This window comes from Pseudomonas sp. Au-Pse12, assembly GCF_021341665.1.
Taxonomy (GTDB): Bacteria; Pseudomonadota; Gammaproteobacteria; order Pseudomonadales; family Pseudomonadaceae; genus Aquipseudomonas.
The window spans coordinates 43,358-67,471 of record NZ_JAJTTH010000005.1 but is presented as its reverse complement, the minus strand read 5'-3'; the positions used below and the strand labels follow the sequence as shown (position 1 = coordinate 67,471).

Below are 24,114 nucleotides of genomic sequence, written 5' to 3'. Positions count from 1 at the left end.
AGGGCTGCAGAACCGCTTAAAAAAGACGGCCGGCGGCTCGACGATCACGGCGTTCGAGGCAGGCCTCGAACGCCCTGTACTCAGACCTTGTTGAACAGGCCGAGCTGAGTGATCTTGCTGAAGGCCAACTGCGAGGCCTGCAACATGGTCTGCTGCAGGGTCAGACGAGTCATGACTTCGGCCGGATCGGAATCACTGATGGCGGAACGCGTGGTGACGTTGGCTGCCGCCAGGCTTTCGTTGATTTCGTTCTGGGTGTCCAGCGCCGAACCACGACCACCGATGGAGCTGATGCCGATGGACAGCTGATCGACACCACTGGCCAGGTTGGCCATCCCCGAGGCGAGGTCCGCCAGCTGCTTCTGGGTCGCCAGGACGTTACCGTCAGTGGGTACGTTCAAGGCGTTTTTCAACTGACTCACGGTGTCCAGGATGTTCTGGGTTTCGTGGGTGTTGACCGAGACGCTGAACTGATCGTTGGCAGCCGGCGAAGGCGCACCCGTCAGGGTGAAGCTCACGCCCGCCGCAGTGGCGATATTGCCCGGCCCTACCACACCCGAGGACACCGGCTTGCTGTCAGCGGTCAGCGGCGCGGCATAGAGGTCAAAGTTGGTGGCGCTGGTGAACTTGAGCACTGCATTGCCGCTCGGGAACGTCGAGTTGTAGGCCACCGGATCCGTCACGCTGGTGGCTGAAACCTGAGTCATGCTCGGGTTGCCCGGAGAACGTGCAACGTTGAAGGTGTCCGGCTTCGACGCCAAGGTGAAACTGTGGCCCGGCAGCACCGCATTGGCGACATCGCCAGACTTGAGATTGACGTTCAGGTTCAGATCGACACCCCGGAAACTCACCGTCTGATTCGGCGAAGTATCGACCACACCGCCCTTGCTGGCCTCAGCGGTCACATCGTTGCCGCTGCCATCAAGGATCTTCAACTGGGTACCGCTGACGAACGACACGGTGTAAGGCTCGCCAGCGCGGAACTGGCTGTTGTAGCTGCCACTGTTGCTCATCTGGCCATTGGACAGGGAAACCCGCCCATCATCCACCGCCGGCGAGGTCATGGTGACCTGGCTACGACTGGTGTTGAGCGCCTGCTGGAACACATCCCAACCGGTGCTGTTGGCAGCCATCATCATGGTGTCGCCCACCGGCAGCTTCAGGCTGCTCTGGTCACCGTTGTAGCTGTAGGTGCCATCGGAGTTGCGGCTGAACGGCGGAACGTCGTCCTTGGAACCACCGAAGAGGTACTTGCCGTTTTCGTCCTGAGAGTTCATCAGGCTCAGCAGTTGCTCTTCGATCTGCCCCAGCTCGGAAGCGTTGGCCTGCCGGTCGGCATCGGTGTAACCGGCGCTGCCCGCGCCGGTGGCCAGTTGCTTGGCCCGATCCAGGACGTTGTTGATGCTGGTCATCACCGACTCGGCCTGGCCCAGGGAAGCCTTGATCGAGTTGCTGTTGGCCTTGTATTGATCAAGCAGCGAAGCCTGCTGACCCAATTGCAGCAGACGGGCAGCGCCCACCGGATCGTCGGCGGCGGTCTTGACCCGGACCAGGCTGCTGGCCTCTTCGCCGCTCTTGATCGCGTTGGAGAAGTTCTTCTGATAGTTGGCAGCCGAAGTCTCGTAATACTGGGCGGTGGAAATGCGCATGGGCTACGGCTCCTTAAAGGCTGTTGATCAGCGTGCTGAAGGTTTCCTGCGCAGCCTTGATGATCTGCGAAGACGCTGTGTAGTACTGCTGAAACTTGACCAGGTTGCCAGTCTCATCATCCAGGTTGACCCCGGACAGCGAGTCCCGGGCGCCCTTGGCGTTGGCCAGGATGGAACCGTTGGCAGCGGTGTCGAGCTTGGCCTGGCTGGCCTTGGCGCCGACGTTCTCGATCAGCTTGCCGTAGGCATCCACCAGCGTGATGCCCTTGCTCGCCGAACCGGTGTCCACGGTCTGCTTGGTCTGCAGGCCCGACAACGCCAGGCCGTTGCGGTTATCGGAAGAACCAGCGCCATTCACCGAAATGCTCATGTTGTCACCGGCGTTGGGCGAACCGGCAACGGTCATCTGCACCGTGAAGGTCTTGGTCACGGGTGGCGTGCCGCCGTCGGTGATCGGGTTACCGCTGGCATCGAGCATATTGACTTGCAGGTTCAGGACATTGCTCTGCCCCGGCACGATGGAGCCGCTGCCCATCTTGACGCCCTTGGCGTCAAAGTAATCGTAGGTCTGGCTGCCGCCGGACGCGGTATTGAACACCACCTTGACCGGGCCGGAGTTCTTGAGGGCGGTCTGCATTTCCAGCTTGCTGGCTGCATCGTAGTTGTCGATCGGCACCGCCAGGGACGGCTGCGAAGAAATGCTCAGGGAGCTCTTGACCCCGGCACCGAGCTCGGCCTTCAACGGCGCGGCCAGTGCCAGGCGCTTGGAGTCGGTCATTTCCGTCTGGATGGTAGCCGCGGCATTGCGGGTCGGGATGATCTTGAAGCTGTCACCGGCGGCCACCGTACCACTGAGGTTCAGCGAAAAGCCGTCGATCACCGGCGCCGGGCTGGTGGTCGTGCTGAAGCTGCCCAGGTCGGTGCCATCGGAACGCTTGACGCTGTAATCCGTGGCGCTGCTGAAGGTCACCGTGTAGTCATTGGTGCTCAGCTTGCCGGTGTCCTTGATCGTCACATTGAAGTTGCCCGAACCGGCACTGTTGGCGGCGTTGGCCATACTGCGCTGGCTGATCATCCTGAGGCTGTTGATATCGTTGAACAGGTTGCCGCCGAATTCACCGTTCTTGTCGATGCCCTGAGCCATCTGGCTGTTCATCTGGTCGGCTACCACCAGGGCCACGCGCCCCAGTTCATTCATTGCCGGGTCCAGCACTTCGCTGCGATAGCGCAACAGGCCGCCAATCTCGCCACCCGTGGTGACGTTGGTGATGTCCGCGGTACTGGTACCCCGATTGATCTGCAGCATGGAGCGGGTCGGATCAGTCTTGCCCTGCACCACTTCCAGGGTGTTGGCGGAGTTGCCCATCACCAATGGCTGGCCGCTGCCCAGGTACAGATCGAGGCTCGAACCACGCTCCGATACCTGAACACCGATGAACGTCGAAAGCTGGCGCACGGTTTCATTACGAGCATCCAACAGGTCGTTGGGCATGCCGTTGCCGTTGGTCGACAGCTCGGAAATCTTCTGGTTGAGCTGAGCCACGGTGTTGGCCAACTTGTTGACCTGGTCGGCCATGCTCGCCAGGTTGCCATTGATGTTGCTGTTCTGCTCGTTGAGCTGGCTGGACACCGAGTTGAAACGGTTGCTCAAGGCCTGAGTGTCGCTGAGCAGCAACTGCCGAGAGGCCTCGTCGGTGGGCTTGGCGTTGAGGTTCTGCAGCGAGGCGAAGAACTTGGTCAGGGCGCCGTTCATGCCGGTGCCGTTGTCCGACAGCAACTGGTCGATCGGGCTGATCTGGCCCTGGTAGGCCGCAACGTCACTGTTGAGGGACGTGGCGGTGCGCAACTGGGCATCGAGGAAGCTGTTGTACACCCGGCGCACGTCGGCCAGGGTGGTACCGGTGCCGATGAAGACATTGCCGAACTGGGCGGAGGCCTTGGTGCCCTGCACGGTCTGCTGGCGCGAGTACCCGGCGGTGTCGGCGTTGGCAATGTTGTTACCCGTGGTCATCAACGACGTTTGGCTGGCGGCCAGCCCCGACATCCCGATATTGAGCAAACTCATGATTCAGACCTTATAAATTCGTGGAAACGCCCGCCGCAGCGTAGTTCTGGTAGTTCTTCATCTGCTTGGCTATCTGCGAAATCTTGCTAGCGTAATCCGGGTCCGTTGCATACCCGGCTTTTTGCAACTCGCGAACAAACTGTTCTGGTTTATCGGCCACCTTCAACACTTCTTGATAGCGATTGTTGCTCTGCAACAAGGTCACCAGATCGTGGAAGCTGTCCTGATAGGAATCGTAGGAACGGAACGCCGCCGTCTCCTTGACCATCTGCCCATTGCGGAACTCACTGGTGATCGCCCGGGCCTGGGCACCCTGCCAGCTCTTGCCGGCCTTGATGCCGAACAGGTTGTGACTGCTGCTGCCATCCTGCTGGCGCATCACTGATTTGCCCCAGCCGGTTTCCAGCGCGGCCTGGGCCACCAGATAGCGTGGATCGACGCCAATCCGCTGGGCCGCCTGCTGCGCCATTGGCAACATGGTGGCGACGAAGTCGTCGGCAGAACTGAAGGCGCGCTTGGCCGGTGCCAATGGCGGCTGGGCCATGGCCCGACCATAGACCCGCATCTTGCCCTGGGACGCGGCATACCCCTGGTTGACTCGCCATTCGCCACGCAGCACGGCATCGGCCGCTGCGCTGTTGCGGGTCGGCGCAGCGTTCTGCACACCCCCCTCGACCGCCCCGGCCGAGGGCACGATGCCGGTCAACAGACGATCAGTGAGCTTGCTCGGCAGCGACAGGCGCCGCTGATTGAGCAGCGCCATATCGTTGTGCGACACCGTGCTGCGCAACGGATCCTTCGCCCGCGAAGCCCACATTGGCCGCTGGCCATTGACCCGGCTCAACGGACCATCCTGAGCGGTGGTGCCTGCGGCAATCGGAGTCGGGGTCGCCACGGGCGCAGCGGCCGTCAAGGCCGTGCCGGCTGCCTCCGGGTGGACGGGCTTGTTCTTCATCATCTGGCGCATCAGCACGTTGGCCAGGCCGATACCGCCGCCCTCGCGAGACAGGGACACCGCCAGCTGCTGATCGTACATGTCCTGGTACTGCTTGGCGGCCGGGGTATTGAGCGGGTTGTCCTGAGCAATGACGTCCGTGGCCTTGCGCATGGACTTGAGCATTTCATTGAGGAACAGCGACTCGAACTCCTGCGCCACCTTGCGCACGTTGGCTTCGCCATTCTTGTCGCCAACCTTCAGTTGCTGCAGGCGGTTGAGGTCGGAATAGGACCCGGAGTCGCCGCTGCCAATCAGTCCGCTCTTACGTATATCCATGGCGCTCACCTCAAATCACAATCAGGTCGGCCTGCAAGGCACCGGCCTGTTTCAAGGCTTCGAGGATCGCCATCAAGTCACCTGGCGCGGCCCCCACCTGGTTCACCGCACGGACGATTTCATCCAGGGTGGTACCCGGGCCAAACTTGAACATCGGCTTGGCTTCCTGCTGGGCGTTGACCCGCGAACGGGGCACTACCGCGGTCTGGCCATTGGACAGAGGACCGGGCTGGCTGACGATCGGGTCTTCGGTAATGGTCACGGTCAGGCTGCCGTGGGTCACCGCCGCCGGCGAGACCTTGACGTTCTGGCCAATGACGATGGTGCCGGTACGGGAGTTGATGATGACCTTGGCCACCGCCTGCCCCGGATCGACTTCCAGGTTTTCCAGGATCGACAGGTAATCCACCCGCTGGCTTGGGTCCAGGGGCGCGGTAACCCGGATCGAGCCGCCGTCGATGGCCTGGGCCACACCCGGGCCAAGCATGTCGTTGATCTTGTCGACAATGCGTTTGGCCGTGGTGAAATCCGAACGATTGAGGTTCAGGGTCAGGCTGTTGCCCTGGTTGAAACCACTGGGCACGGCACGCTCTACCGAGGCGCCGCCAGGAATCCGTCCCGCCGACGGTACGTTGACGGTGATCTTCGAGCCGTCGCGCCCTTCGGCGTCGAAGCCCCCCACCACCAGGTTGCCCTGGGCGATGGCGTAGACGTTGCCATCAATCCCCTTGAGCGGCGTCAACAGCAAAGTGCCGCCACGCAGGCTCTTGGAGTTGCCGATGGAGGAAACGGTGACATCCACCTGCTGGCCCGGCTTGGCGAACGCCGGCAGATCAGCACTGATCGACACCGCCGCAACGTTCTTCAACTGCACGTTGCCGGAACCGGCCGGCACCTTGATGCCGAACTGCGACAGCATGTTGTTGAAGGTCTGCAGGGTGAACGGGGTCTGGGTCGTCTGGTCGCCAGTGCCGTTAAGCCCGACCACCAGGCCGTAACCGATCAACTGGTTGGAACGCACGCCGGAAATACTGGCGATATCCTTCAACCGCTCGGCCTGAACGCCCAGGGAAGTGGACAGCAACAAGGCCGCCGCCATCAGGTGCTTGAAGTTGAACATGAGGCTTCTCATCACCTAGAAAGGGAACAGCGGGCTGAGGAAGAAACGGTCGAACCAGCCAGGCTGGTTGGCATCGGCGAACGAGCCGGTACCCGAGTAAGTGATGCGCGCATCCGCGACCCGGGTCGAAGACACCGTGTTGTCGGTGGCGATATCGTCCGCCCGCACCAGGCCGGCAATCCGCACCAGCTCGTCGCCGGTGTTGAGGGTCATCCACTTTTCGCCGCGTACCGCGATGATGCCGTTGGGCAGCACGTCAGCCACGGTCACAGTGATCGAACCGGTCAGGCTGTTGCTCTGGGCGGCCTTGCTGTCGCCCTTGGTGGCGCGGTTGCCGCTGTAGCCGGCATTCAGGGTCAGGTCACCACTACCCAGAGGGTTGTTGGTGTTGGGCACGGAACCAAACAGCGAGGTCAGGCCAACGCTGTTGGAACTGGTCTTGGTCAGCGCCGAGTTGGCACCTTTACTGGCCGCGGTCTTCTCGTTGAGGGTGATGGTGATGATATCGCCGACCCGGAAGGCCTTGCGGTCGCTGTACAGGTTCTGTTCGAAACCGGCCTGATAGATAGAGCCATTGTTGGACGCGGAAGGCAGCGGCGTACGCGGCAACACCGGCGCGTAGTAAGGGTCATTGGGCTTGGGCGGTGGGGCAACACAGCCCGCGAGCACGGCACTCCCACTCAGCGCTAGAACACAAATAAACCGATTCATGACCCTTCCTCACGATGTTGCCGGTACGCCACTTCAGACCCGTGGCGACCTCAAGACTTGATTACAGCTTCTGCGTTATGAACGAGAGCATCTGGTCGGCGGTGGAGATCACCTTGGAGTTCATCTCGTAGGCGCGCTGAGTGGTGATCATGTTGACCATCTCTTCAACGGTGCTGACGTTGGATGCTTCCAGGGTGTTCTGCAGCGTGGTGCCGAAACCGTTGAGCCCCGGGGTGCCGATCTGCGGCGCACCACTGGCGGCGGTTTCCAGGAACAGGTTGCCGCCCTGGGACTGCAAGCCGGCCGGGTTGATGAAGTCGGCGGTTTGCAAGTTGCCGATCACCTGGGACGCCGGGTTGCCGGCGACGGTGATGGACACGGTGCCGTCCTGACCCACGGTGAAGGTCTGCGCGTCGTTGGGCACGACAATCGCCGGCTCCAGGGCAAAACCGCCGGCGGTGACGATCTGGCCATTGGAGTTCAGGTGGAAGGTGCCGTCACGGGTATAGGCCGTGGTGCCATCAGGCTGCAGGATCTGGAAGAAACCGCGGCCGTTGATGGCCAGGTCCAGAGGCTGTTCGGTGGTCTGCAGGCTGCCGGCATTGAAGTTCTTCTGGGTGCCGACGATGCGCACACCGGTACCGACCTGCAGGCCGCTTGGCAGTTCGCTGTCCTGGGTGGTCTGGGCACCCGGCTGGCGCTTGATCTGGTACAGCAGGTCCTGGAATTCCGCGCGATCACGTTTGAAACCCGTGGTCGAGACGTTCGCCAGGTTGTTGGAAATGACACTCAGGTTGGTGTCCTGGGCGGACAGACCGGTTTTGGCAACCCATAGAGCCGGAAGCATTCGATTCTCCTCTCGCGCCTGTTTTACGGCGCTAGATACTGGTAATTAGCTGATCTGCAAGACCCGAGCCATGGCCTGGTCGTCTTCTTTGGCGCTGTTCATCATCTTCACGTGCAATTCGAACTGCCGGGACAAGGCCAGCACCGCGGTCATTTCTTCAACGGCATTGACGTTGCTCGACTCCAGGAAGCCCGAGACCACCTGGACATTGGCATCGGCGGGTGCCGGCTGGCCGTCCTTGGTCTTGATCGAACCGTCCAGGCCTTTAGTCAGGTTCTTGATGTCCGGATTGACCAGCTTGATACGGTCAACCTCGGCCATGACCCGCGGGCCCTCGCCCATGGCACGAATGCTGATGGTGCCGTCCTGGCCGACTTCAATCTTCTGCTCCGGCGGCACGGCGATCGGACCGCCATTGCCCATGACCGGCATGCCGTTGCCGGCGCGCAGTATGCCCAGGGCGTCAACATTCAAGCTGCCGGTGCGCACATAGCTTTCGCTGCCATCGGGGCTCTGCACGGCGATCCAACCCTTGCCGCTGACGGCCACGTCCAGGTCGCGACCGGTCTCCACCATGGAGCCGGGAGTAAAATCCGTCGCCGGCCGTTCGCCCATGGCAAACGCCCGCGCCGGAAAACTGTCACCAAACACCGGCATCGCGCGCGCCTGTTCCAGGTCGCGCTGAAAGCCGTTGGTGGAGATGTTCGCCAGATTGTTGGCATGAGCCTTTTGCGCCAGTGCGTTCTGGCTGGCGCCGGTCATTGCCACATAAAGGTACTTGTCCACAATCGTTCCTCATCTGCCGGACGTTTGCCGCCCCACACTGTAGTGGCCATGGCGCAAGCAATTTCTACACCAACTTCCACACCCAGCAACGCACACCATGCAGGCCGGGGCTTTGCCGCATGCAGCGTGATTTTCAAGACGAGCCAAGAGACGAAAAAACGGCGGACTTATGCCGCTAACGGCAAGTATCGGTCGCGCCCCGGGGTAAATTCTGACCGCCAAGCCGACACTTTGTGAACGGTTCTTGCTAGGCACAGTCGCTGGCGCTTGCAACTTCAGTTTGCAGGGGGGGGCCGACACCTAAACCAATGACCACCAAGGAAAGCATCACGGTGGCGTTCGATGGCGAGACCAACCACCCGGCACTGCACACCCTGATACCGGTGGAAGAGTTCGTCAGCCGGGTTACCCGGCTCAAGGGCCAGTTCACCAACAACCAGCGCGCCAAGGATCTGATCCTCGGCTTAATTCACGAGATCGGCATCGACCCTCGAGACTACTTCTTCGACGAACCACGCCTGCGCGTCGTGCCCAGCTACGACTACCTGCACGCGGGCGCCAGCCCCGAGCCAAACGAAAAGCCCCGCTACTTCAGCGTAATGCTGTTCACTTAACAAAAAACGGCGCTTCCTCAAGATGAGCAAGCGCCGTTTTTTGGGCTTCGCTGCCGCCCCAAAAGAGACATTCTTCGTTCGGCCGCTCAAGTGCAGAGCATTGCCCTGTGGCGAGGGAGCTTGCTCCCGCTGGGGTGCGCAGCGCCCCCAGTAGCGTCCACGCGGTGAGCCTGATGAACCGCGCTGGCAGGCTCTACGACCGCTACGCGGCCGAGCGGGAGCAAGCTCCCTCGCCACAACAGGCCTTGTCACCACAACAAGCCCCCCCCCCCCCCGCTCGTTCGGCCGCTTAAGTGAACAGCATTACGCTACTTAAGCGGGGCTTTTTTCATTCCGGCGATTCCTTGCCAACCTCGTATTGGCGCAACTTGTTGGCGATGGTGGTGTGGGACACTCCCAGCCGCTTGCCCAACTGACGGCTGCTGGGGTGCTCGGCATACAGACTTTCGAGCACCGCCTTTTCAAAGCGTCCGACAATCTGCTCCAGGCCGCCCTCCAGGGAAAAATCGCCCAGCGGTTGGCGCGCGCCATAGTCCGGCAGGCGGATGTGCTCGGTCTTGACCGTACCGCCATCGCACAGCGAGACCGCCTGGAACAGCACGTTCTCCAACTGACGCACATTGCCCGGCCAATGGTAGTGGCTCAGACGCTCCATGGCTGCGGGCACCAGCCGTGGCAAAGGACAGCCGATCTGCCGGCTGGCCTGGTCGAGGAAGTGCTCCACCAGCGGCGTCAAGCCGTCGAGGCACTCGCGCAACGGTGGAATATGCAGCGACAGCACATTCAGCCGGTGATACAGATCCTGGCGAAACTCGCCACGCGCGCACAGCTCGGACAGGTCAACCTGGGTGGCACAGATCACCCGCACATCCAGGTACACCTCCTCATCGCTGCCCACCCGGCGGAAGCAGCCATCCTGCAAGAAGCGCAGCAGCTTGACCTGCAAGCGTGGGCTCATCTCCCCAACCCCATCGAGAAACAGGGTGCCGCCCGCGGTCAGTTCCAGCAGCCCCAGCTTGCCCTCTGCCCGAGCCCCCTCGAAGGCTCCAGGGCCGTAGCCGAATAACTCGGTCTCGGCCATGGACTCCGGCAACCCGGCGCAGTTCAGGGCCATCAGCGGCGACTGCCCGCGGGGGCTGGCCAGGTGGCAGGCGCGGGCCAGCAGCTCCTTGCCGGTGCCGGTTTCGCCCTCGATCAGCAGCGGCGCATCCAGCGGCGCCATGCGCCGCGCCTCACGCACCACCGCTGCCATGACTTTCGAACTCTGGAAAATACTGTCGAAACCGCGCAACTCCTGCTTGCGCACGTTGTAGATGCGCTCACCGACCCGGTCCGCCCGATGCAAGGTCAATACCGCGCCGGCCATGGCCTCGCTGTCGTCGTGCTCGGATTGCAGCGGGGCGATATCCGCCAGGAACACATCGCCCTTGACCTTGACCCGCAGCCCGTTGATCCGCGACTGGTTGGCCCGTACCAGTTCCGGCAAGTCGAAGTCCTCGGCATAGCGCGACAGGGGAATCCCCGGCACCTCATCCACCCGCACCCCCAGCAATTGCGCCGCCGCCCGGTTGGCGGCAACGATGGAGCCGCCCATATCGATGGACAGCACCGGGAACTCCAGCGCCCCCAGCAGCGCATTGAGCTCCATATGCCGGCGCTCGCTGGGCATCAGCCCGACGCGCTTCACACCAAAGACCCCGGCAATGGATTCGAACTTGGGGCGCAACGCCTGGAACTGCAGATTGATCAGGTTCGGGCAGTGCAGGTAGATGGCGTTGCCATGCTCGCCCCCCACTTCGCCACGGGCCACGTTGATCCCGTACTCCACCAGCAGATTGAGAATGTCGCGCAGGATGCCGATGCGGTTCTGGCAATGAACTTTGATACGCATAAAAGAAGGCCCGGAGCTGATGATAAAGGGCATAAACGCCGAAAACCGACGCTTTTGGCGCCGGCCTTTGCAAACTTTCTGCGGGGTGACGCAGATAATCGTCAAGATTATGTGACAGCAAAGGGCTTTTTCAAACCCGAAAACCCACAACATGCCGGCCACCCGGGCAAAACCGTAACGATTACTTTACGAATAGCCGCCCAACGGCCCCTCTCGCCCGCCGAACGCCTGCTGCAAAGCGTCGCACCCTCGGGTAACACTGGGGTCACACATAACAAGAACGCATCCCCTGGCAGGAGAGCAGCATGAAGCAGACGCAGTACGTGGCCCGCGAGCCCGACGCGCAAGGTTTTATCGACTACCCACCCGAAGAACACGCGGTGTGGAATACCCTGATCACCCGCCAGCTGAAAGTGATCGAAGGCCGTGCGTGCCAGGAATACCTGGACGGCATCGACAAGCTCGGCCTGCCCCACGACCGTATTCCGCAACTGGGCGAAATCAACAAGGTGCTGGGCGAAACCACCGGCTGGCAAGTGGCCCGGGTGCCGGCACTGATTCCTTTCCAGACCTTTTTCGAACTCTTGGCCAGCAAGCGCTTTCCGGTGGCGACCTTCATTCGCACCCGCGAAGAACTCGACTACCTGCAAGAGCCGGACATCTTCCACGAGATCTTTGGCCACTGCCCGCTGCTGACCAACCCCTGGTTCGCCGAATTCACCCACACCTACGGCAAGCTCGGCCTGCAAGCCACCAAGGAAGAACGAGTGTACCTGGCGCGCCTGTACTGGATGACCATCGAGTTCGGCCTGGTGGACACCCCGGCCGGGCGGCGCATCTACGGCGGCGGCATCCTCTCCTCGCCCAAGGAAACCGTGTACAGCCTGTCCGAGGAGCCGGAACACCAGGCTTTCGACCCGTTGGAAGCCATGCGCACGCCGTATCGCATCGACATCCTGCAACCGATCTATTTCGTCCTGCCCAACCTCAAGCGCCTGTTCGACCTGGCCCATGAAGACATCATGGCGCTGGTCCACCAAGGCATGCAGCTGGGCCTGCACGCACCCAAGTTTCCGCCAAAACCCAAGGCGGCCTGAGCGGCCCGCACTCGCGAGCCGCTGCGAAAGATAGTAACTTCCAACAAGAATCGAACTCAGGAACCCACCATGACCGCTCTGAACCAAGCCCATTGCGAAGCCTGCCGCGCCGATGCCCCTCAAGTCAGCGACGAAGAACTGCCGGTACTGATCAAGCAGATCCCTGACTGGAACATCGAAGTTCGCGATGGCGTGATGCAGTTGGAGAAAGTCTTCCTGTTCAAGAACTTCAAGTTCGCCCTGGCCTTCACCAATGCCATGGGCGAGATCTCCGAGGCCGAAGGCCACCACCCAGGCCTGCTCACCGAGTGGGGCAAGGTCACCGTGACCTGGTGGAGCCACTCGATCAAGGGCCTGCACCGCAACGACTTCATCATGGCGGCTCGTACCGACGAAGTGGCCAAGACCGCAGAAGGACGCAAGTAATGCATTTCGACGCCATCGGCCGGGTACCCGGCGACCCGATTCTCGGCCTGATGGGGGCCTACGCCAGCGATCCCAACCCGAACAAGTTCGACCTTGGCGTGGGCGTCTACAAGGACGCCCAGGGCCTGACTCCGATTCCGCGCTCGGTGAAACTGGCCGAGCAGCGCCTGGTGGATAGCCAGGACACCAAGATCTACATCGGTGGCCACGGCGACGCGGCGTTCGGCAAGGTGATCAATCAACTGGTGCTGGGCAGCGACTCGCCACTGATCGCCAGCCAGCGCGCCGGCGCCACCCAGACCCCGGGCGGCACTGGCGCCCTGCGCCTGAGCGCCGACTTCATCGCCCACTGCCTTCCGGGCCGGGGCGTGTGGCTGAGCGATCCGACCTGGCCGATCCACGAGACCATCTTCGCCGCGGCCGGGGTCAAGGTCAGTCACTACCCTTATGTGGGCAGCGACAACCGCCTGGACGTCGAGGCCATGCTGGCCACCCTGAACCAGGTGCCCAAGGGCGACGTGGTGCTACTGCACGCCTGCTGCCACAACCCGACGGGCTTCGACCTCAGCCATGCCGACTGGCAGCGGGTGCTGGACGTGGTGCGCAGCCGCCAACTGCTGCCGCTGATCGACTTCGCCTACCAGGGCTTTGGCGACGGCCTGGAGCAGGATGCCTGGGCAGTGCGGCTGTTCGCCGCCGAACTGCCGGAAGTGCTGATCACCAGCTCCTGCTCGAAGAACTTCGGCCTGTACCGCGATCGCACCGGCGCCCTGATCGTTTGCACCCAGGACGCCGAGAAGCTGCTCGACGTGCGCAGCCAACTGGCCCACATCGCCCGCAACCTGTGGTCCACGCCACCGGACCACGGCGCCGCGGTGGTCGCCACCATCCTTGGCGACGCGCAACTGAAAAGCCTGTGGGTCAACGAAGTCGAAGCCATGCGCCAGCGTATCGCGCAACTGCGCGCCGGCCTGGTGGAAGCCTTGCAACCCCATGGTCTGGCCGAGCGCTTCGCCCATATCGGCGTGCAACGCGGGATGTTCTCCTACACCGGCCTAAGCCCGGCCCAAGTGCAGGCGCTGCGTGAACAGCACAGCGTGTACATGGTCAGCTCCGGCCGCGCCAACGTGGCCGGGATCGACGCCACCCGCCTGGACCTGCTGGCCCGCGCCATCGCCAGCGTCTGCAAGGGCTGAATCCAGCCCCTGCCGGCATGCCCGGCCTTTGCACTGCGGTGCCGAGGCCGGGCTTGCTGCCCCCGCCCTCAAGCCCTCAAGCCCTCAAGCCCTCGGGCCGCCCTCGCTGCCCCCCCCCAAAAAAAAGCCCCCCCCCCCCTTCAAAGGCCTTTCTGGATCAACTGCCCCAGCGCCGCCAGCTCGCCCTGTTCCAGGTCCGACACCAGGATGAAACGCAGGTGATTGTGCCGCCACGCCACCAGGTTGTAGCCGCGCAAGGAGAGGTTTTGCGCCGCGCCATCGGCCTGCGTCGTGGGCAGGATGAACAGGTTGATCACGTGCCGCCCATGGCCGTAGGTCAGGGCCGCCGCACTTTGCTGCTGGAGGTAGTCCAGGCGCCCGCCCAGCAGCGGATAGCCCTGCTGACTGAAATCGAAGACCGGCGGGGCAAAATCCAGCTTGCCGGTGAACCAGGGCTTGACCGTGTGCCGGTCCGAGGACACCACGTCATTCAAGTGATCGACCATCAGCGAACGCACATGGCTGGACACCGCCTCATCCAGCCACGGCCGCTCGGCAGAGGGCGCCGCCAGGTAGAGCATCAGCGACAAGGCCAGCGCCAGGGTTGAAAACCCCGGGGCCAGCCAACGCCAACCATCACCGCCCAGCCAGCGCTGGAGCCGCCCCTCACGGGGCGGCGCAGGTGCCTCGAGACTCGCCCGCAGGTGCTGGGCCAAACCTGCCGGCGCCTGGTAATGGGGCATGTGAGCCCTGAGCTGCGCCACCAGGCGCTGGGCGTCGGCATATTCCCAGGCACACTCGGCACAGTGGCGCCGGTGCTCGGCCACCTCGGCAGCGGCATTGGTCTCCAACTCGTTGTCGAGGTCACCGTGCAGCCAGGCCCGGCAGGTCTTGCAGTCGATGGGGTGGATCATGGCCGGGACTTCTGCAGTTGCAGCCGCAGCAGCGAGCGCGCCCTGGCCAGACGCGACATGACCGTTCCCAGGGGGATATCGACGATCTTGGCAATGTCCTTGTAGGGCATGTCTTCCAACTCCTTGAGCACTATCACCTCACGAAACACCGGCGCCAGGGCCTGAAGCGCCTGTTGCAACTGCGCGGCCTCCTGCCCCTGGATCAACTGCCATTCCGGGGTGCGCCCATCGGCCAGGGCCGGGTCGTCCTCGCCATAAGCCTCGTCGAAAGCCACCGCGCCCTGGCGCGCCGCAGCCTTGAGCCAGTTGTAGCTTTCGTTGCGCACTATGGTCAGAAACCACGCCTTGGGATTGCTGCCGTCGAAACGATGGAGAAACTTCACCGCGCGAAACGCGCTTTCCTGGACCACGTCCTGGGCCGCGCTGTCGTTATCGGTCAGCCAGCGCGCGAGGTTATAGGCCGCATTCAGATGCGGCAGGAACAGTTCCTCGAATCGCGTCATGGTGGCTCCGTGTCCTTTGCACCCTATAACGGTGAAAGCCGGCATTTTATTCCCGAAATAAAAATACGCCTTCCCGGAATAAAGCCCTGCACCGCGCGGTTTTACAGATGTGAGACCCATCACTGTAGACCGCTACCGAGGGCGCACCATGGACACTCCCGTCACATCGCACACCCGAACCACCGAAGGCCCGCAGAATCCCGACCGGCGCACCCTGCTCAAGTGCTCGGCCTGGGCCGGCGCCGGCGTCATCTGGGCCTTGAGCGGAGGTATCCCGCGGGCCTTCGCCCTGGATCAGGCAGGCCAGCCGACCGATCCCAGTGCCCTGAACAGCAGTTTTCACTTCGTGCAGATCAGCGATTCGCATATCGGCTTCAACAAGGAAGCCAACCCGGAACCGGTCAAGACCCTGCAAGTGGCCATCGACAAGGTCATTGCCCTGCCCAAGCGGCCCGCGCTGATCCTCCACACCGGAGACATCAGCCACCTGTCCCGGGCTGAAGAGTTCGACACCGCCGCCCAGTTGCTCAAGGGCCTGCCGTCCACCGTGCACTATGTACCAGGCGAGCACGACACCCTCGATGCAGGCGGCGGCCTGCTCTATCTGCAACGCTATGGCAAGGGCACGCGGGGCAACGGCTGGTACAGCTTCGACCAGCAGGGCGTGCACTTCATTGCCCTGGTGAATGTCTTCAACCTGCAGCCCGGCCATGAAGCCACCCTGGGCGCCGAGCAACTGGCCTGGCTGGCGGACGACCTGCGGGCCGTGACCAGCAGCACCCCGATCGTGGTCTTCACCCACATCCCGTTGTGGACCATCTACCAGCCCTGGGGCTGGGGCACCGAGGACGGCGACCAGGCCATCGCCCTGCTGCGCCGCTTCGGCTCGGTGACGGTCCTCAACGGCCATATCCATCAGGTCATCCAGAAGGTCGAGGGCAACATCACGTTCCATACCGCTCGCGGCACCGCCTACCCGCAACCGGCTCCCGGCGCGGCGGCGAACCCGGGGCCGATGACCGTGGCCGCCGATCAATTGCGCAATTACCTGGGCATCACCGATGTCCGCGCGACCCAGGGCGAGCATCCCCTGGCGCTAATCGACTCCACCCTGGTCTGAGGTCCCGCGCGATGAAGACATTGCTCACGCTGCTACTCCTGGGCTGCCTGGCAACGCCGGCCTGGGCCCAGGAGGTGAAGATCGATATCCGCGAGTTCATGTACAACCCCCAGGATGTGCAAATCACCGCGGGTACCCGGGTCACCTGGGTCAATGACGATCAGATACCGCACACGGTGACGGAGACCCACACGCTGTTCCGTTCCGCGGCCCTGGACACCAACGACCGCTTTTCCTACCAGTTCGATACCCCCGGCACCTACCAGTACTTCTGCGTCCTGCACCCACAGATGATCGGCAAGATCATCGTCAGCCCGCCACAACCCTAGGCAACAAGCCCGGTGCAGCGCTCTTTGCGGCGCAACACCGGGCGGCCGCGGCCGGTGCGGCCATGCACTGTCACGCGCCACCAAAACACCCGGGACCTGACGAATGACCCTCGACCGAGGGGAAATAAAAATCTTTCTGTCATTTGTACTGCTGTATCCTGCCCAGGCTTTTTAAAAGCGCGGATCTACCCAGCGATTTAAAAAACAGACTTTGCGAGGAGCAACGACATGCATGAGATCCCGAATCTCCCCTTCCCAAGCCTGCACGAAACTGAGCAGACAACCCCGCCACAAGCCAGCGCCCAAAAGCCTGCAGTGCAAGAAGCCGCCGACAGCCGCAAGGCCGACAGCGAAGACTGAAGAAGAGCTGTAACCAGACCGTGTGGAAAGCGCTACTCAAGCGCTTTCCACACCGCCTGAAACCCTCCCCCCGAGCCCCGCCACACCATGACCGAATCTTTCAGCGAAACCCAAGCCAGCGTGCTGATCGGCGCTGCCGAACAGATGATCGAAGTGTGGAATCGCCTCAGCGCGGAAAAACAGGCCGCCTTGCTTGCCCGCTTCGGCACCCAGGAAAACGCCCTGGCCGCCTTGGTTACCACCCGTTTGCTGGGCAGCAAAGACGCCTGAGCCGGCAACTGGCCAGGTAAAAATCTGAACAACACGTCGATTTCTCCCACAACCCCTCCCTGCACATCGGTATCATAAGCACCCTATCTATTCAGCTGTCGCAGTGGTCCCCTCCCCATGCCAGATTCCCAGCGCCCCTTGACGGTCACGCTGCAAGTCGTCTCCATCGTTCTGTTCACCTTTATCGGCTACCTGAATATCGGCATTCCGCTGGCGGTACTGCCGGGCTATGTGCACAGCGACCTGGGTTTTGGCGCAGTGATTGCCGGCCTGGTGATCAGCGTGCAGTACCTGGCCACCCTGCTCAGCCGACCGTACGCCGGGCGCATCATCGACAACCTGGGCAGCAAGCGCGCGGTGATGTACGGCCTGGCCGGCTGCGGCCTGAGCGGGGTGTTCATGCTGCTCTCGGCCTGGCTACAGGCCCTGCCGACCCTGAGCCTGGTCAGCCTGCTGATCGGCCGCCTGGTCCTGGGCAGCGCGGAAAGCCTGGTGGGCTCGGGCGCCATCGGCTGGGGCATCGGCCGGGTCGGCGCGCAGAACACCGCCAAGGTGATTTCCTGGAACGGCATCGCCAGCTACGGCGCCCTGGCCATCGGCGCACCGCTGGGGGTATGGCTGGTGAATCAGCTGGGGCTGTGGAGCATGGGCGCGAGCATCATCCTGCTGGCGTTGATCGGCCTGCTGCTGGCCTGGCCAAAACTCGCCGCGCCCATCGTCGCCGGCGAACGCCTGCCGTTCATCCACGTGCTGGGCAAAGTCTTCCCCCACGGCTGCGGCCTAGCCCTGGGCTCCATCGGCTTTGGCACCATCGCCACCTTCATCACCCTGTACTACGCCACTCAGCATTGGGCCAACGCCGTGCTGTGCCTGAGCCTGTTCGGCGCCAGCTTCATCGGTGCCCGCCTGCTGTTCGGCAACCTGATCAACCGCCTCGGCGGCTTTCGCGTGGCAATTGCCTGCCTGTCGGTGGAAACCCTCGGCCTGTTGCTGCTGTGGCTGGCTCCCGACGCCCACTGGGCCCTGGCCGGCGCAGCCTTGAGCGGCTTCGGCTTCTCCCTGGTGTTCCCGGCCCTGGGGGTGGAAGCGGTGAACCTGGTGCCGGCCTCCAGCCGTGGTGCCGCGGTGGGCGCCTACTCGCTGTTCATCGACCTGTCGCTGGGCATCACCGGCCCCCTGGCCGGGGCGATTGCCGCCGGCTTCGGCTTTGCCTCGATCTTCCTCTTCGCCGCCATCGCCGCCTGCAGCGGCCTGGTGCTGAGCCTGTACCTGCACCACCAGGCGCCCAAGCTGCGCCAGGAACGCGAGGCGCGCTAGAAGTCCACTTTGCCGCGCCCGGCCTTGATGCTGCCGCGCTTGGCCTTGGTTTCCAGGCGGCGCTTCTTCGAGCCCAGGGTCGGCTTGGTCGGGCGGCGTTTCTTCTCCACCTTGATGGCGCTGAGAATCAGCTCGGTGAGGCGCTCCAGGGCATCGGCACGGTTCTGCTCCTGGGTACGGTATTGCTGGGCCTTGAGGACGATCACGCCGTCACTGGTGATGCGGCTGTCGCGCAGCGCCAGCAGGCGCTCCTTGTAGAACGGCGGCAGGGACGAGGCCGGAATGTCGAAGCGCAAATGCACCGCGCTGGACACTTTATTGACGTTCTGCCCTCCGGCGCCCTGGGCGCGGATGGCGGTCAGCTCGATCTCGGCATCCGGCAGATGCACGTTGTTGGAAATCACCAGCATGGAACAGGAATCCGTTTTCAGGGCGCACAGGATACCCCCATTCCCCATGCTCTTGCGGGCCTCTTCGCTGGCAAGCCAGCGCCTCCCACAAAGGTCACAGGCATGAAAAACCCGGCCGGAGCCGGGTTAGTCATGGCCGGGGCCGCCCTTACTTCAGCGAAGGGCTGGCCGCCTGCAGCGCATGCTGGGCACTGCGCTTGTTCTTGATCAGGTAGCAGACCCACATGAACACCACCCACACCGGGATCGCGTACACCGAGATCTGGATGCCCGGGATCATCAGCATGATGCCGAGGATGAACACCACGAACGCCAGGCAGACGTAGTTGCCGTAGGGGTACCACAAGGCCTTGAACAGCGAGGTCTGGCCGGTGCGGTTCATGTGCTGGCGGAACTTGAAGTGCGAGTAGCTGATCATCGCCCAGTTGATCACCAGGGTGGCCACCACCAGGGACATCAGCAGCTCCAGGGCATGCTGCGGGATCAGGTAGTTGAGCACCACGGCGACGAAGGTCACCACCGCCGAGGCGAGGATCGACATCACCGGCACGCCGCGCTTGTCGATCTTGGCCAGGACTTTCGGCGCATCGCCCTGCTCGGCCATGCCCAGCAGCATGCGGCTGTTGCAGTAGGTGCCGCTGTTGTACACCGACAGCGCCGCGGTCAGGACCACGAAGTTGAGGATGTGCGCCGCGGTGTTGCTGCCCAGCATCGAGAACACCTGGACGAACGGGCTGCCACTGTAGGCATCGCCGGAAGCGTTCAGGGTCACCAGCAGGGTGTCCCACGGTGTCAGCGACAGCAGCACTACCAAAGCGCCGATGTAGAAGATCAGGATGCGGTAGATCACCTGATTGATCGCCTTGGGAATCACGGTCTTCGGCTTGTCGGCTTCAGCAGCGGTGAAGCCGAGCATTTCCAGGCCGCCGAAGGAGAACATGATGATCGCCATGGCCATCACCAGCCCGCTCACGCCGTTGGGGAAGAAGCCGCCGTGGGACCAGAGGTTGCTCACCGAGGCCTGCGGGCCGCCGTGACCGCTGACCAGCAGATAGCTGCCCAGGGCGATCATGCCGACGATGGCCACCACCTTGATGATGGCGAACCAGAACTCGGCCTCGCCGAAGACCTTGACGTTGGCCAGGTTGATGGCGTTGATCATCACGAAGAACACCGCCGCCGAAGCCCAGGTCGGGACGTCCGGCCACCAGTAGTGCACGTACTTGCCAACCGCGGTCAGCTCCGACATGCCCACCAGGATGTAGAGGATCCAGCAGTTCCAGCCCGAGAGAAAACCGGCGAAACCACCCCAGTACTTATGGGCAAAGTGGCTGAAGGAGCCGGCGACTGGCTCCTCGACGATCATCTCGCCGAGCTGGCGCATGATCATGAACGCGATGAAACCGCAGATGGCGTAGCCGAGGATCATCGACGGGCCGGCGGATTTGAGCACCCCGGCCGACCCCAGGAACAAACCGGTACCGATCGCGCCGCCCAGGGCGATCAGTTGAATGTGGCGATTTTTCAGGCCGCGTTTCAGCTCGCCCGAATGCGAGTTTTGTCCACTCATGAAAAGGCTCTCACGCAAGGTAATGTGTGTCAGACGTTGCCGCCCGGTAAAGGCTTAAGCGGCGCGGATCAAACCCCAGCGCAGGCACCAGAAGTTCAGCGTTTTTTTAACGGTCATGCGTCACCTGTTTGTTTTTATCTGTGACGAAATCGAACCCACCACGCTCGTGACGCGGCGGGGTGAACAAGGTGGATAACCTTGAGTTTATTGGCCCGGCAGCGGTGTTTTCAGCACCCTCGGGGCAAGCTGAAACACGCGGCGCAGACGCAAAATGCGCGGGTACGCAGTTGGGTCACAGTTAAAACGCCGCGCATTGTACACCCCTGCCCCCCTGTCGCCAGACACCGCTGTTTCAGCGTGCCGGTAACCGGGATCCCGCGGGGCCGGCTCGATGCTCGGCATCGGCGGCAAAAAAGTGGACGGACCGCGTGGGGTCGTCGATGAATGAGCGAAGGCCATCGCCCATCGAAGGGTATTGGTGAAAGACGGTTACGGCGTTCATTGCGCCTCCTTCTTGTTATGTACCTGTACGCAGGCAGGTGTGCATCTCACCTGCCTTGGCGCCCCGGAACAAGCGGCCTAGAGCCTTGGCGCTGGCTTTTCCAGGCATCCTTCGGAAGCTTTTCCTTACAGCCGCTGCGCGACGACGCATTGCGGCCAGTTCATGGCCCTTCTCGTCATGTTTTCTTTACGACGCGTAACGATAAATTGCCAAGGCAGATCATCCAGGGCGCCGACTGCAAATTGACACCCAAGCCGCTCGGCACCGGGGAAAGCCTTAGCTTTTTGTTTTCAAGCAATAAATCTTTCAGTGAAAAATAGAAAATAAAGTCCAGCAGAAAATAATCTAATTATTTTTTTGCACTTCAAAATCCCCTGGACTAGGTTTCCAGCCACTTGCCGGATCACTCATCCGGCAAGTTCCCGGAGTGGCTGGACGGCCCCGTAACCCTCCCGTTCGCCGCTGTTCAACTGCTCCAACAATGGACTGCTTACGCACTGTATCTAGGAGAGACACCATGCAAGCACTTGAACAGGACCTGGAAACCGAACTGCAGCTGGACGACTGGTTCGAAGCCACAACCCATGAAGCCGCAGTGGAAATGATGCAGGCCGACGCGGTGGTGCCATTCGGCACTGCCATGTGGCCGATGTAAGGCGCCCGGGCCGGAGCAGGCACCACGCCTGCCCCGGTCTCCTTTGTCCTCCAGGGAGGTTTTATGGACCAGACCCGCGCCATCCACCATTTCCTGTATTACCTCGAACGACACCCGGCCTTGAGCGGCACTCGGAAACCCAGGGTGGTGATCGGCCACACCGCCGAGTACCAGGCCATGGTCGGCGCCATCGTCGAACAGTCGCGCCAGGCCACGCCGTTGACGATCAGCGCCCTGCGCCTGGACCTGGAACCCGCCGAACAGCTGGCCCGGGCGATCATCGAGTGCGACCTGTACATCTTTTTCTACGATTCCTCGACCCTGCCCCAGCCGCGCCCCGACGGCCCGGAGTTCCTCCGCCCCCTGCACGGGCTGATGGCCGAGCACTGGAAGAAGTCGCTGCTGTTCAAGGATTACGGCGAGTACTTCTACGACACCTTCAGCGTCGAGCCCCAGCGCATCGCCGACCTCAATGCCACCTTGATCCGCCGCCTGTCCCAGGCCTCGACCCTGAGCTTCAGCGACCCGCAGGGCTCATATTTCGAGGCGCCCTTGAGCAGCGTGAGGAAATGGACCGACATCAACGGCGTCGGCAACTACGACCTGGCACCGGGGGAAATCGCCACCCACAGCGATGCCATCAACGGTCATGTGAAGTTTCTCGGCACCTTCCTCAGCACCATCCCCTTCGCCCGCAAATACGGGGTACTGAAAGCACCGCTGGAGCTGTGGATCGACAACTCGAGTATCAGCCGGGTCGCCACCGAGGTGCCCGGGCTGGCCAATGACTTCAACAAGTACCTGAACGCCAATCCGTCCAACCGGCGCATTGAGGAACTGGGCATCGGCACCAACGAGGGCATCAGGTCCCTCTATGGGCGCAATTCCGGCTTCGAGGAACGTCACTGCGGCCTGCACCTGGGGCTGGGAGGCGGCGCCAAGGGCAGCCACCACCTGGACCTGATCTTCAGCTCGGGAGTGCTGACGGTGGACAACAAGCCGGTGTTCGACGGCCAGTTTGCCTTCTAGCGCAGCAACCAGCTTGCGGGCCTGTTCGCCGGCCAGCCGGTTCCTACGTGGCGGCAGGCAAAAAAAAACGCCAACCCGCAGGTTGGCGTTTTTGTCGGCGGGCCGAAGCTTACTCCGGCTTGCGACGACCGAAGCCAGGACGCTGGCCTGTACCGGCCGGGGCGCCACGACGCTTGCCGGACGGCGCGTCCTTGTCCAGCACCAGGCTTGGGCGCTTGGACTTCGGCGCCGGTTTGGCGGGGCGCTTGGTGTCCGCCGGACGCTCGGCTACCGGGGTACCACGGCCAGTGGCCGGACGCGGAGCACGGGAGCCACGCTCGCCATCCGGGCGCGCCGCCGGCTTGCGCCCTGGGCGCTCGCCTTCGATCTGCGGCTCACGGGAAACACGCGGGTTGGCCGGTGCACCGTTGGCCGGACGCAGGGTGCGCACGCGCTCGCTCTTGCCCACCGGACGCGAGGATTTGCGCTGCATGCGCTCCAGCTTGTCCTTGGACTTGGCGTTGAGCTGCGGCAGCGCCACCGGGGTCAGGCCGACTTCGGCACTGAGCACATCGACTTCGTACTGGCTCATTTCGCGCCAGCGGCCCATGGGCAGGTCGGAGTTGAGGAACACCGGACCGAAGCGCACGCGCTTCAGGCGGCTGACCACCAGGCCCTGGGACTCCCACAGGCGGCGCACTTCACGGTTGCGCCCTTCCATCACCACACAATGGTACCAGTGGTTGAAACCTTCGCCACCGGGCGCCTGCTGGATGTCGGTGAACTTGGCCGGGCCGTCTTCGAGCATGACCCCGGCCTTGAGGCGCTCGATCATCTCGTCGTCGACTTCACCACGCACACGCACCGCGTACTCGCGGTCCATCTCGTAGGAAGGGTGCATCAGGCGGTTGGCCAGCTCACCGTCGGTGGTGAACATCAGCAAGCCGGTGGTGTTGATGTCCAGGCGACCGATGTTGATCCAGCGGCCTTCGCGCGGACGCGGCAGCTTGTCGAACACGGTTGGACGGCCTTCCGGGTCGTCACGGGTGCAGATCTCGCCGTCGGGCTTGTTGTACATGATCACGCGGCGCACCGATTCGGCGGCCTCTTCGCGCTTGATCACCTTGCCATCGATGGAAATGGCGTCATGCAGGTCGACGCGCAGGCCCAGGGTGGCCTCTTTGCCGTTGACCTTGATCCGGCCCTGGCTGATCCAGGCCTCGACGTCGCGGCGCGAGCCAACGCCGATGCGGGCGAGGACTTTCTGCAGTTTCTCGCCGGCTGGACGGATTTCCTGGTCGTTCTGATCGGTATCGCTCATCTGGGCACCTCCCGGTGTAGCGCTTCAGGTTAGAGCGGCCTGAAGACGTGAAAACAGGTTCTGTGGCGAAGGGATCGCCAAAGGGTCGCGAATCATACGCTCATGGCGGCAGTTGCGCATCACAGACTAGTTGATAAGTCGCCGCCCGGGCTTTTTTCCG

At 62.6% G+C, this 24,114-nt stretch carries 23 protein-coding genes and 1 pseudogene; 11 read left to right on the top strand and 13 right to left on the bottom strand.

Features of this window, described 5'->3' with window-relative positions; genetic code table 11:
* Positions 1-80: 80 nt before the first annotated feature.
* The 7 genes from LXM55_RS15210 to LXM55_RS15180 form a co-directional block, all read right to left on the bottom strand.
* The gene (locus LXM55_RS15210; protein ID WP_233321131.1) at positions 81-1,649 is read right to left on the bottom strand and encodes a flagellar hook-associated protein 3; all 1,569 of its coding nucleotides are present in this window, start codon (positions 1,647-1,649) and stop codon (positions 81-83) included.
* A gap of 13 nt (positions 1,650-1,662) precedes the next feature.
* Positions 1,663-3,714, bottom strand: coding sequence for a flagellar hook-associated protein FlgK (gene flgK, locus LXM55_RS15205; RefSeq protein WP_233321130.1), 2,052 nt, complete (start codon positions 3,712-3,714; stop codon positions 1,663-1,665).
* A gap of 10 nt (positions 3,715-3,724) precedes the next feature.
* A complete protein-coding gene (gene flgJ / locus LXM55_RS15200; RefSeq protein ID WP_233321129.1) occupies positions 3,725-4,987 on the bottom strand; it encodes a flagellar assembly peptidoglycan hydrolase FlgJ in 1,263 nt (420 codons plus the stop codon).
* A gap of 10 nt (positions 4,988-4,997) precedes the next feature.
* Complete coding sequence (locus LXM55_RS15195) at positions 4,998-6,107, bottom strand: flagellar basal body P-ring protein FlgI (RefSeq protein WP_233321127.1); 1,110 nt, start codon at positions 6,105-6,107, stop codon at positions 4,998-5,000.
* A 15-nt stretch (positions 6,108-6,122) separates the two neighbouring features.
* A complete protein-coding gene (gene flgH / locus LXM55_RS15190; protein ID WP_233321126.1) occupies positions 6,123-6,818 on the bottom strand; it encodes a flagellar basal body L-ring protein FlgH in 696 nt (231 codons plus the stop codon).
* A 61-nt stretch (positions 6,819-6,879) separates the two neighbouring features.
* The gene (gene flgG, locus LXM55_RS15185; protein WP_233321125.1) at positions 6,880-7,665 is read right to left on the bottom strand and encodes a flagellar basal-body rod protein FlgG; all 786 of its coding nucleotides are present in this window, start codon (positions 7,663-7,665) and stop codon (positions 6,880-6,882) included.
* Positions 7,666-7,710: 45 nt separating this feature from the next.
* On the bottom strand, positions 7,711-8,451 hold the full coding sequence (locus LXM55_RS15180; protein ID WP_233321124.1) for a flagellar basal body rod protein FlgF: 741 nt from the start codon (positions 8,449-8,451) through the stop codon (positions 7,711-7,713).
* A 317-nt stretch (positions 8,452-8,768) separates the two neighbouring features.
* On the opposite strand from LXM55_RS15180, the pseudogene LXM55_RS15175 reads away from it, so the two are divergent.
* Positions 8,769-9,014: pseudogene (locus LXM55_RS15175) on the top strand (hypothetical protein); the annotation flags it as partial.
* Between the two features lie 379 nt (positions 9,015-9,393).
* Here the strand turns inward: LXM55_RS15175 and LXM55_RS15170 are convergent.
* Positions 9,394-10,956 (bottom strand): sigma-54-dependent transcriptional regulator, encoded by a 1,563-nt coding sequence (locus LXM55_RS15170; RefSeq protein WP_233321123.1) that lies wholly within the window; start codon positions 10,954-10,956, stop codon positions 9,394-9,396.
* Positions 10,957-11,261: 305 nt separating this feature from the next.
* Here LXM55_RS15170 and phhA point away from each other — a divergent pair, with 305 nt between their 5' ends.
* The 3 genes from phhA to LXM55_RS15155 all read left to right on the top strand — a co-directional run bounded on the left by phhA (position 11,262) and on the right by LXM55_RS15155 (position 13,675).
* Positions 11,262-12,053 carry a phenylalanine 4-monooxygenase gene (gene phhA, locus LXM55_RS15165; RefSeq protein WP_233321122.1) on the top strand — a complete coding sequence of 264 codons (792 nt, stop codon included), beginning with the start codon at positions 11,262-11,264 and terminating at the stop codon, positions 12,051-12,053.
* A gap of 69 nt (positions 12,054-12,122) precedes the next feature.
* Entirely contained in the window at positions 12,123-12,479 is a 357-nt protein-coding gene (locus tag LXM55_RS15160) for a 4a-hydroxytetrahydrobiopterin dehydratase (RefSeq protein WP_007930096.1), read from the top strand.
* Complete coding sequence (locus LXM55_RS15155) at positions 12,479-13,675, top strand: amino acid aminotransferase (RefSeq protein ID WP_233321121.1); 1,197 nt, start codon at positions 12,479-12,481, stop codon at positions 13,673-13,675. Before LXM55_RS15160 ends, LXM55_RS15155 begins: the two co-directional genes overlap by 1 nt.
* A gap of 140 nt (positions 13,676-13,815) precedes the next feature.
* Here LXM55_RS15155 and LXM55_RS15150 read toward each other — a convergent pair whose 3' ends face one another.
* Positions 13,816-14,586 carry an anti-sigma factor family protein gene (locus tag LXM55_RS15150; RefSeq protein WP_233321517.1) on the bottom strand — a complete coding sequence of 257 codons (771 nt, stop codon included), beginning with the start codon at positions 14,584-14,586 and terminating at the stop codon, positions 13,816-13,818.
* The gene (locus tag LXM55_RS15145) at positions 14,586-15,092 is read right to left on the bottom strand and encodes a sigma-70 family RNA polymerase sigma factor (protein ID WP_233321120.1); all 507 of its coding nucleotides are present in this window, start codon (positions 15,090-15,092) and stop codon (positions 14,586-14,588) included. The genes LXM55_RS15150 and LXM55_RS15145 overlap by 1 nt, the downstream gene beginning before the upstream one ends.
* Before the next feature lie 148 nt (positions 15,093-15,240).
* On the opposite strand from LXM55_RS15145, the gene LXM55_RS15140 reads away from it, so the two are divergent.
* The 5 genes from LXM55_RS15140 to LXM55_RS15125 all read left to right on the top strand — a co-directional run bounded on the left by LXM55_RS15140 (position 15,241) and on the right by LXM55_RS15125 (position 18,488).
* Positions 15,241-16,212: a metallophosphoesterase family protein gene (locus LXM55_RS15140; protein ID WP_233321119.1), complete on the top strand. Its 972-nt coding sequence runs from the start codon at positions 15,241-15,243 to the stop codon at positions 16,210-16,212.
* Positions 16,213-16,223: 11 nt separating this feature from the next.
* Entirely contained in the window at positions 16,224-16,541 is a 318-nt protein-coding gene (locus LXM55_RS15135; protein WP_233321118.1) for a cupredoxin domain-containing protein, read from the top strand.
* 228 nt (positions 16,542-16,769) lie between these two features.
* A complete protein-coding gene (locus LXM55_RS32440) occupies positions 16,770-16,901 on the top strand; it encodes a hypothetical protein (protein WP_267924420.1) in 132 nt (43 codons plus the stop codon).
* An 87-nt stretch (positions 16,902-16,988) separates the two neighbouring features.
* Positions 16,989-17,171: a hypothetical protein gene (locus tag LXM55_RS15130; RefSeq protein ID WP_233321117.1), complete on the top strand. Its 183-nt coding sequence runs from the start codon at positions 16,989-16,991 to the stop codon at positions 17,169-17,171.
* Positions 17,172-17,288: 117 nt separating this feature from the next.
* A complete protein-coding gene (locus LXM55_RS15125) occupies positions 17,289-18,488 on the top strand; it encodes an MFS transporter (RefSeq protein WP_233321115.1) in 1,200 nt (399 codons plus the stop codon).
* Here the strand turns inward: LXM55_RS15125 and arfB are convergent.
* On the bottom strand, positions 18,485-18,898 hold the full coding sequence (arfB, locus tag LXM55_RS15120; protein WP_233321114.1) for an alternative ribosome rescue aminoacyl-tRNA hydrolase ArfB: 414 nt from the start codon (positions 18,896-18,898) through the stop codon (positions 18,485-18,487). The two genes, LXM55_RS15125 and arfB, sit on opposite strands and share 4 nt — an antisense overlap.
* A gap of 148 nt (positions 18,899-19,046) precedes the next feature.
* Entirely contained in the window at positions 19,047-20,468 is a 1,422-nt protein-coding gene (locus LXM55_RS15115) for an amino acid permease (protein WP_233321112.1), read from the bottom strand.
* 1,019 nt (positions 20,469-21,487) lie between these two features.
* Here LXM55_RS15115 and LXM55_RS15110 point away from each other — a divergent pair.
* Positions 21,488-21,625, top strand: coding sequence for a hypothetical protein (locus LXM55_RS15110; RefSeq protein WP_232644369.1), 138 nt, complete (start codon positions 21,488-21,490; stop codon positions 21,623-21,625).
* A gap of 63 nt (positions 21,626-21,688) precedes the next feature.
* Positions 21,689-22,654 (top strand): leucyl aminopeptidase, encoded by a 966-nt coding sequence (locus LXM55_RS15105; RefSeq protein ID WP_233321111.1) that lies wholly within the window; start codon positions 21,689-21,691, stop codon positions 22,652-22,654.
* A gap of 109 nt (positions 22,655-22,763) precedes the next feature.
* Here the strand turns inward: LXM55_RS15105 and rluB are convergent, their stop codons facing one another.
* Positions 22,764-23,954 (bottom strand): 23S rRNA pseudouridine(2605) synthase RluB, encoded by a 1,191-nt coding sequence (gene rluB, locus LXM55_RS15100; protein WP_233321109.1) that lies wholly within the window; start codon positions 23,952-23,954, stop codon positions 22,764-22,766.
* Positions 23,955-24,114: the final 160 nt, after the last annotated feature.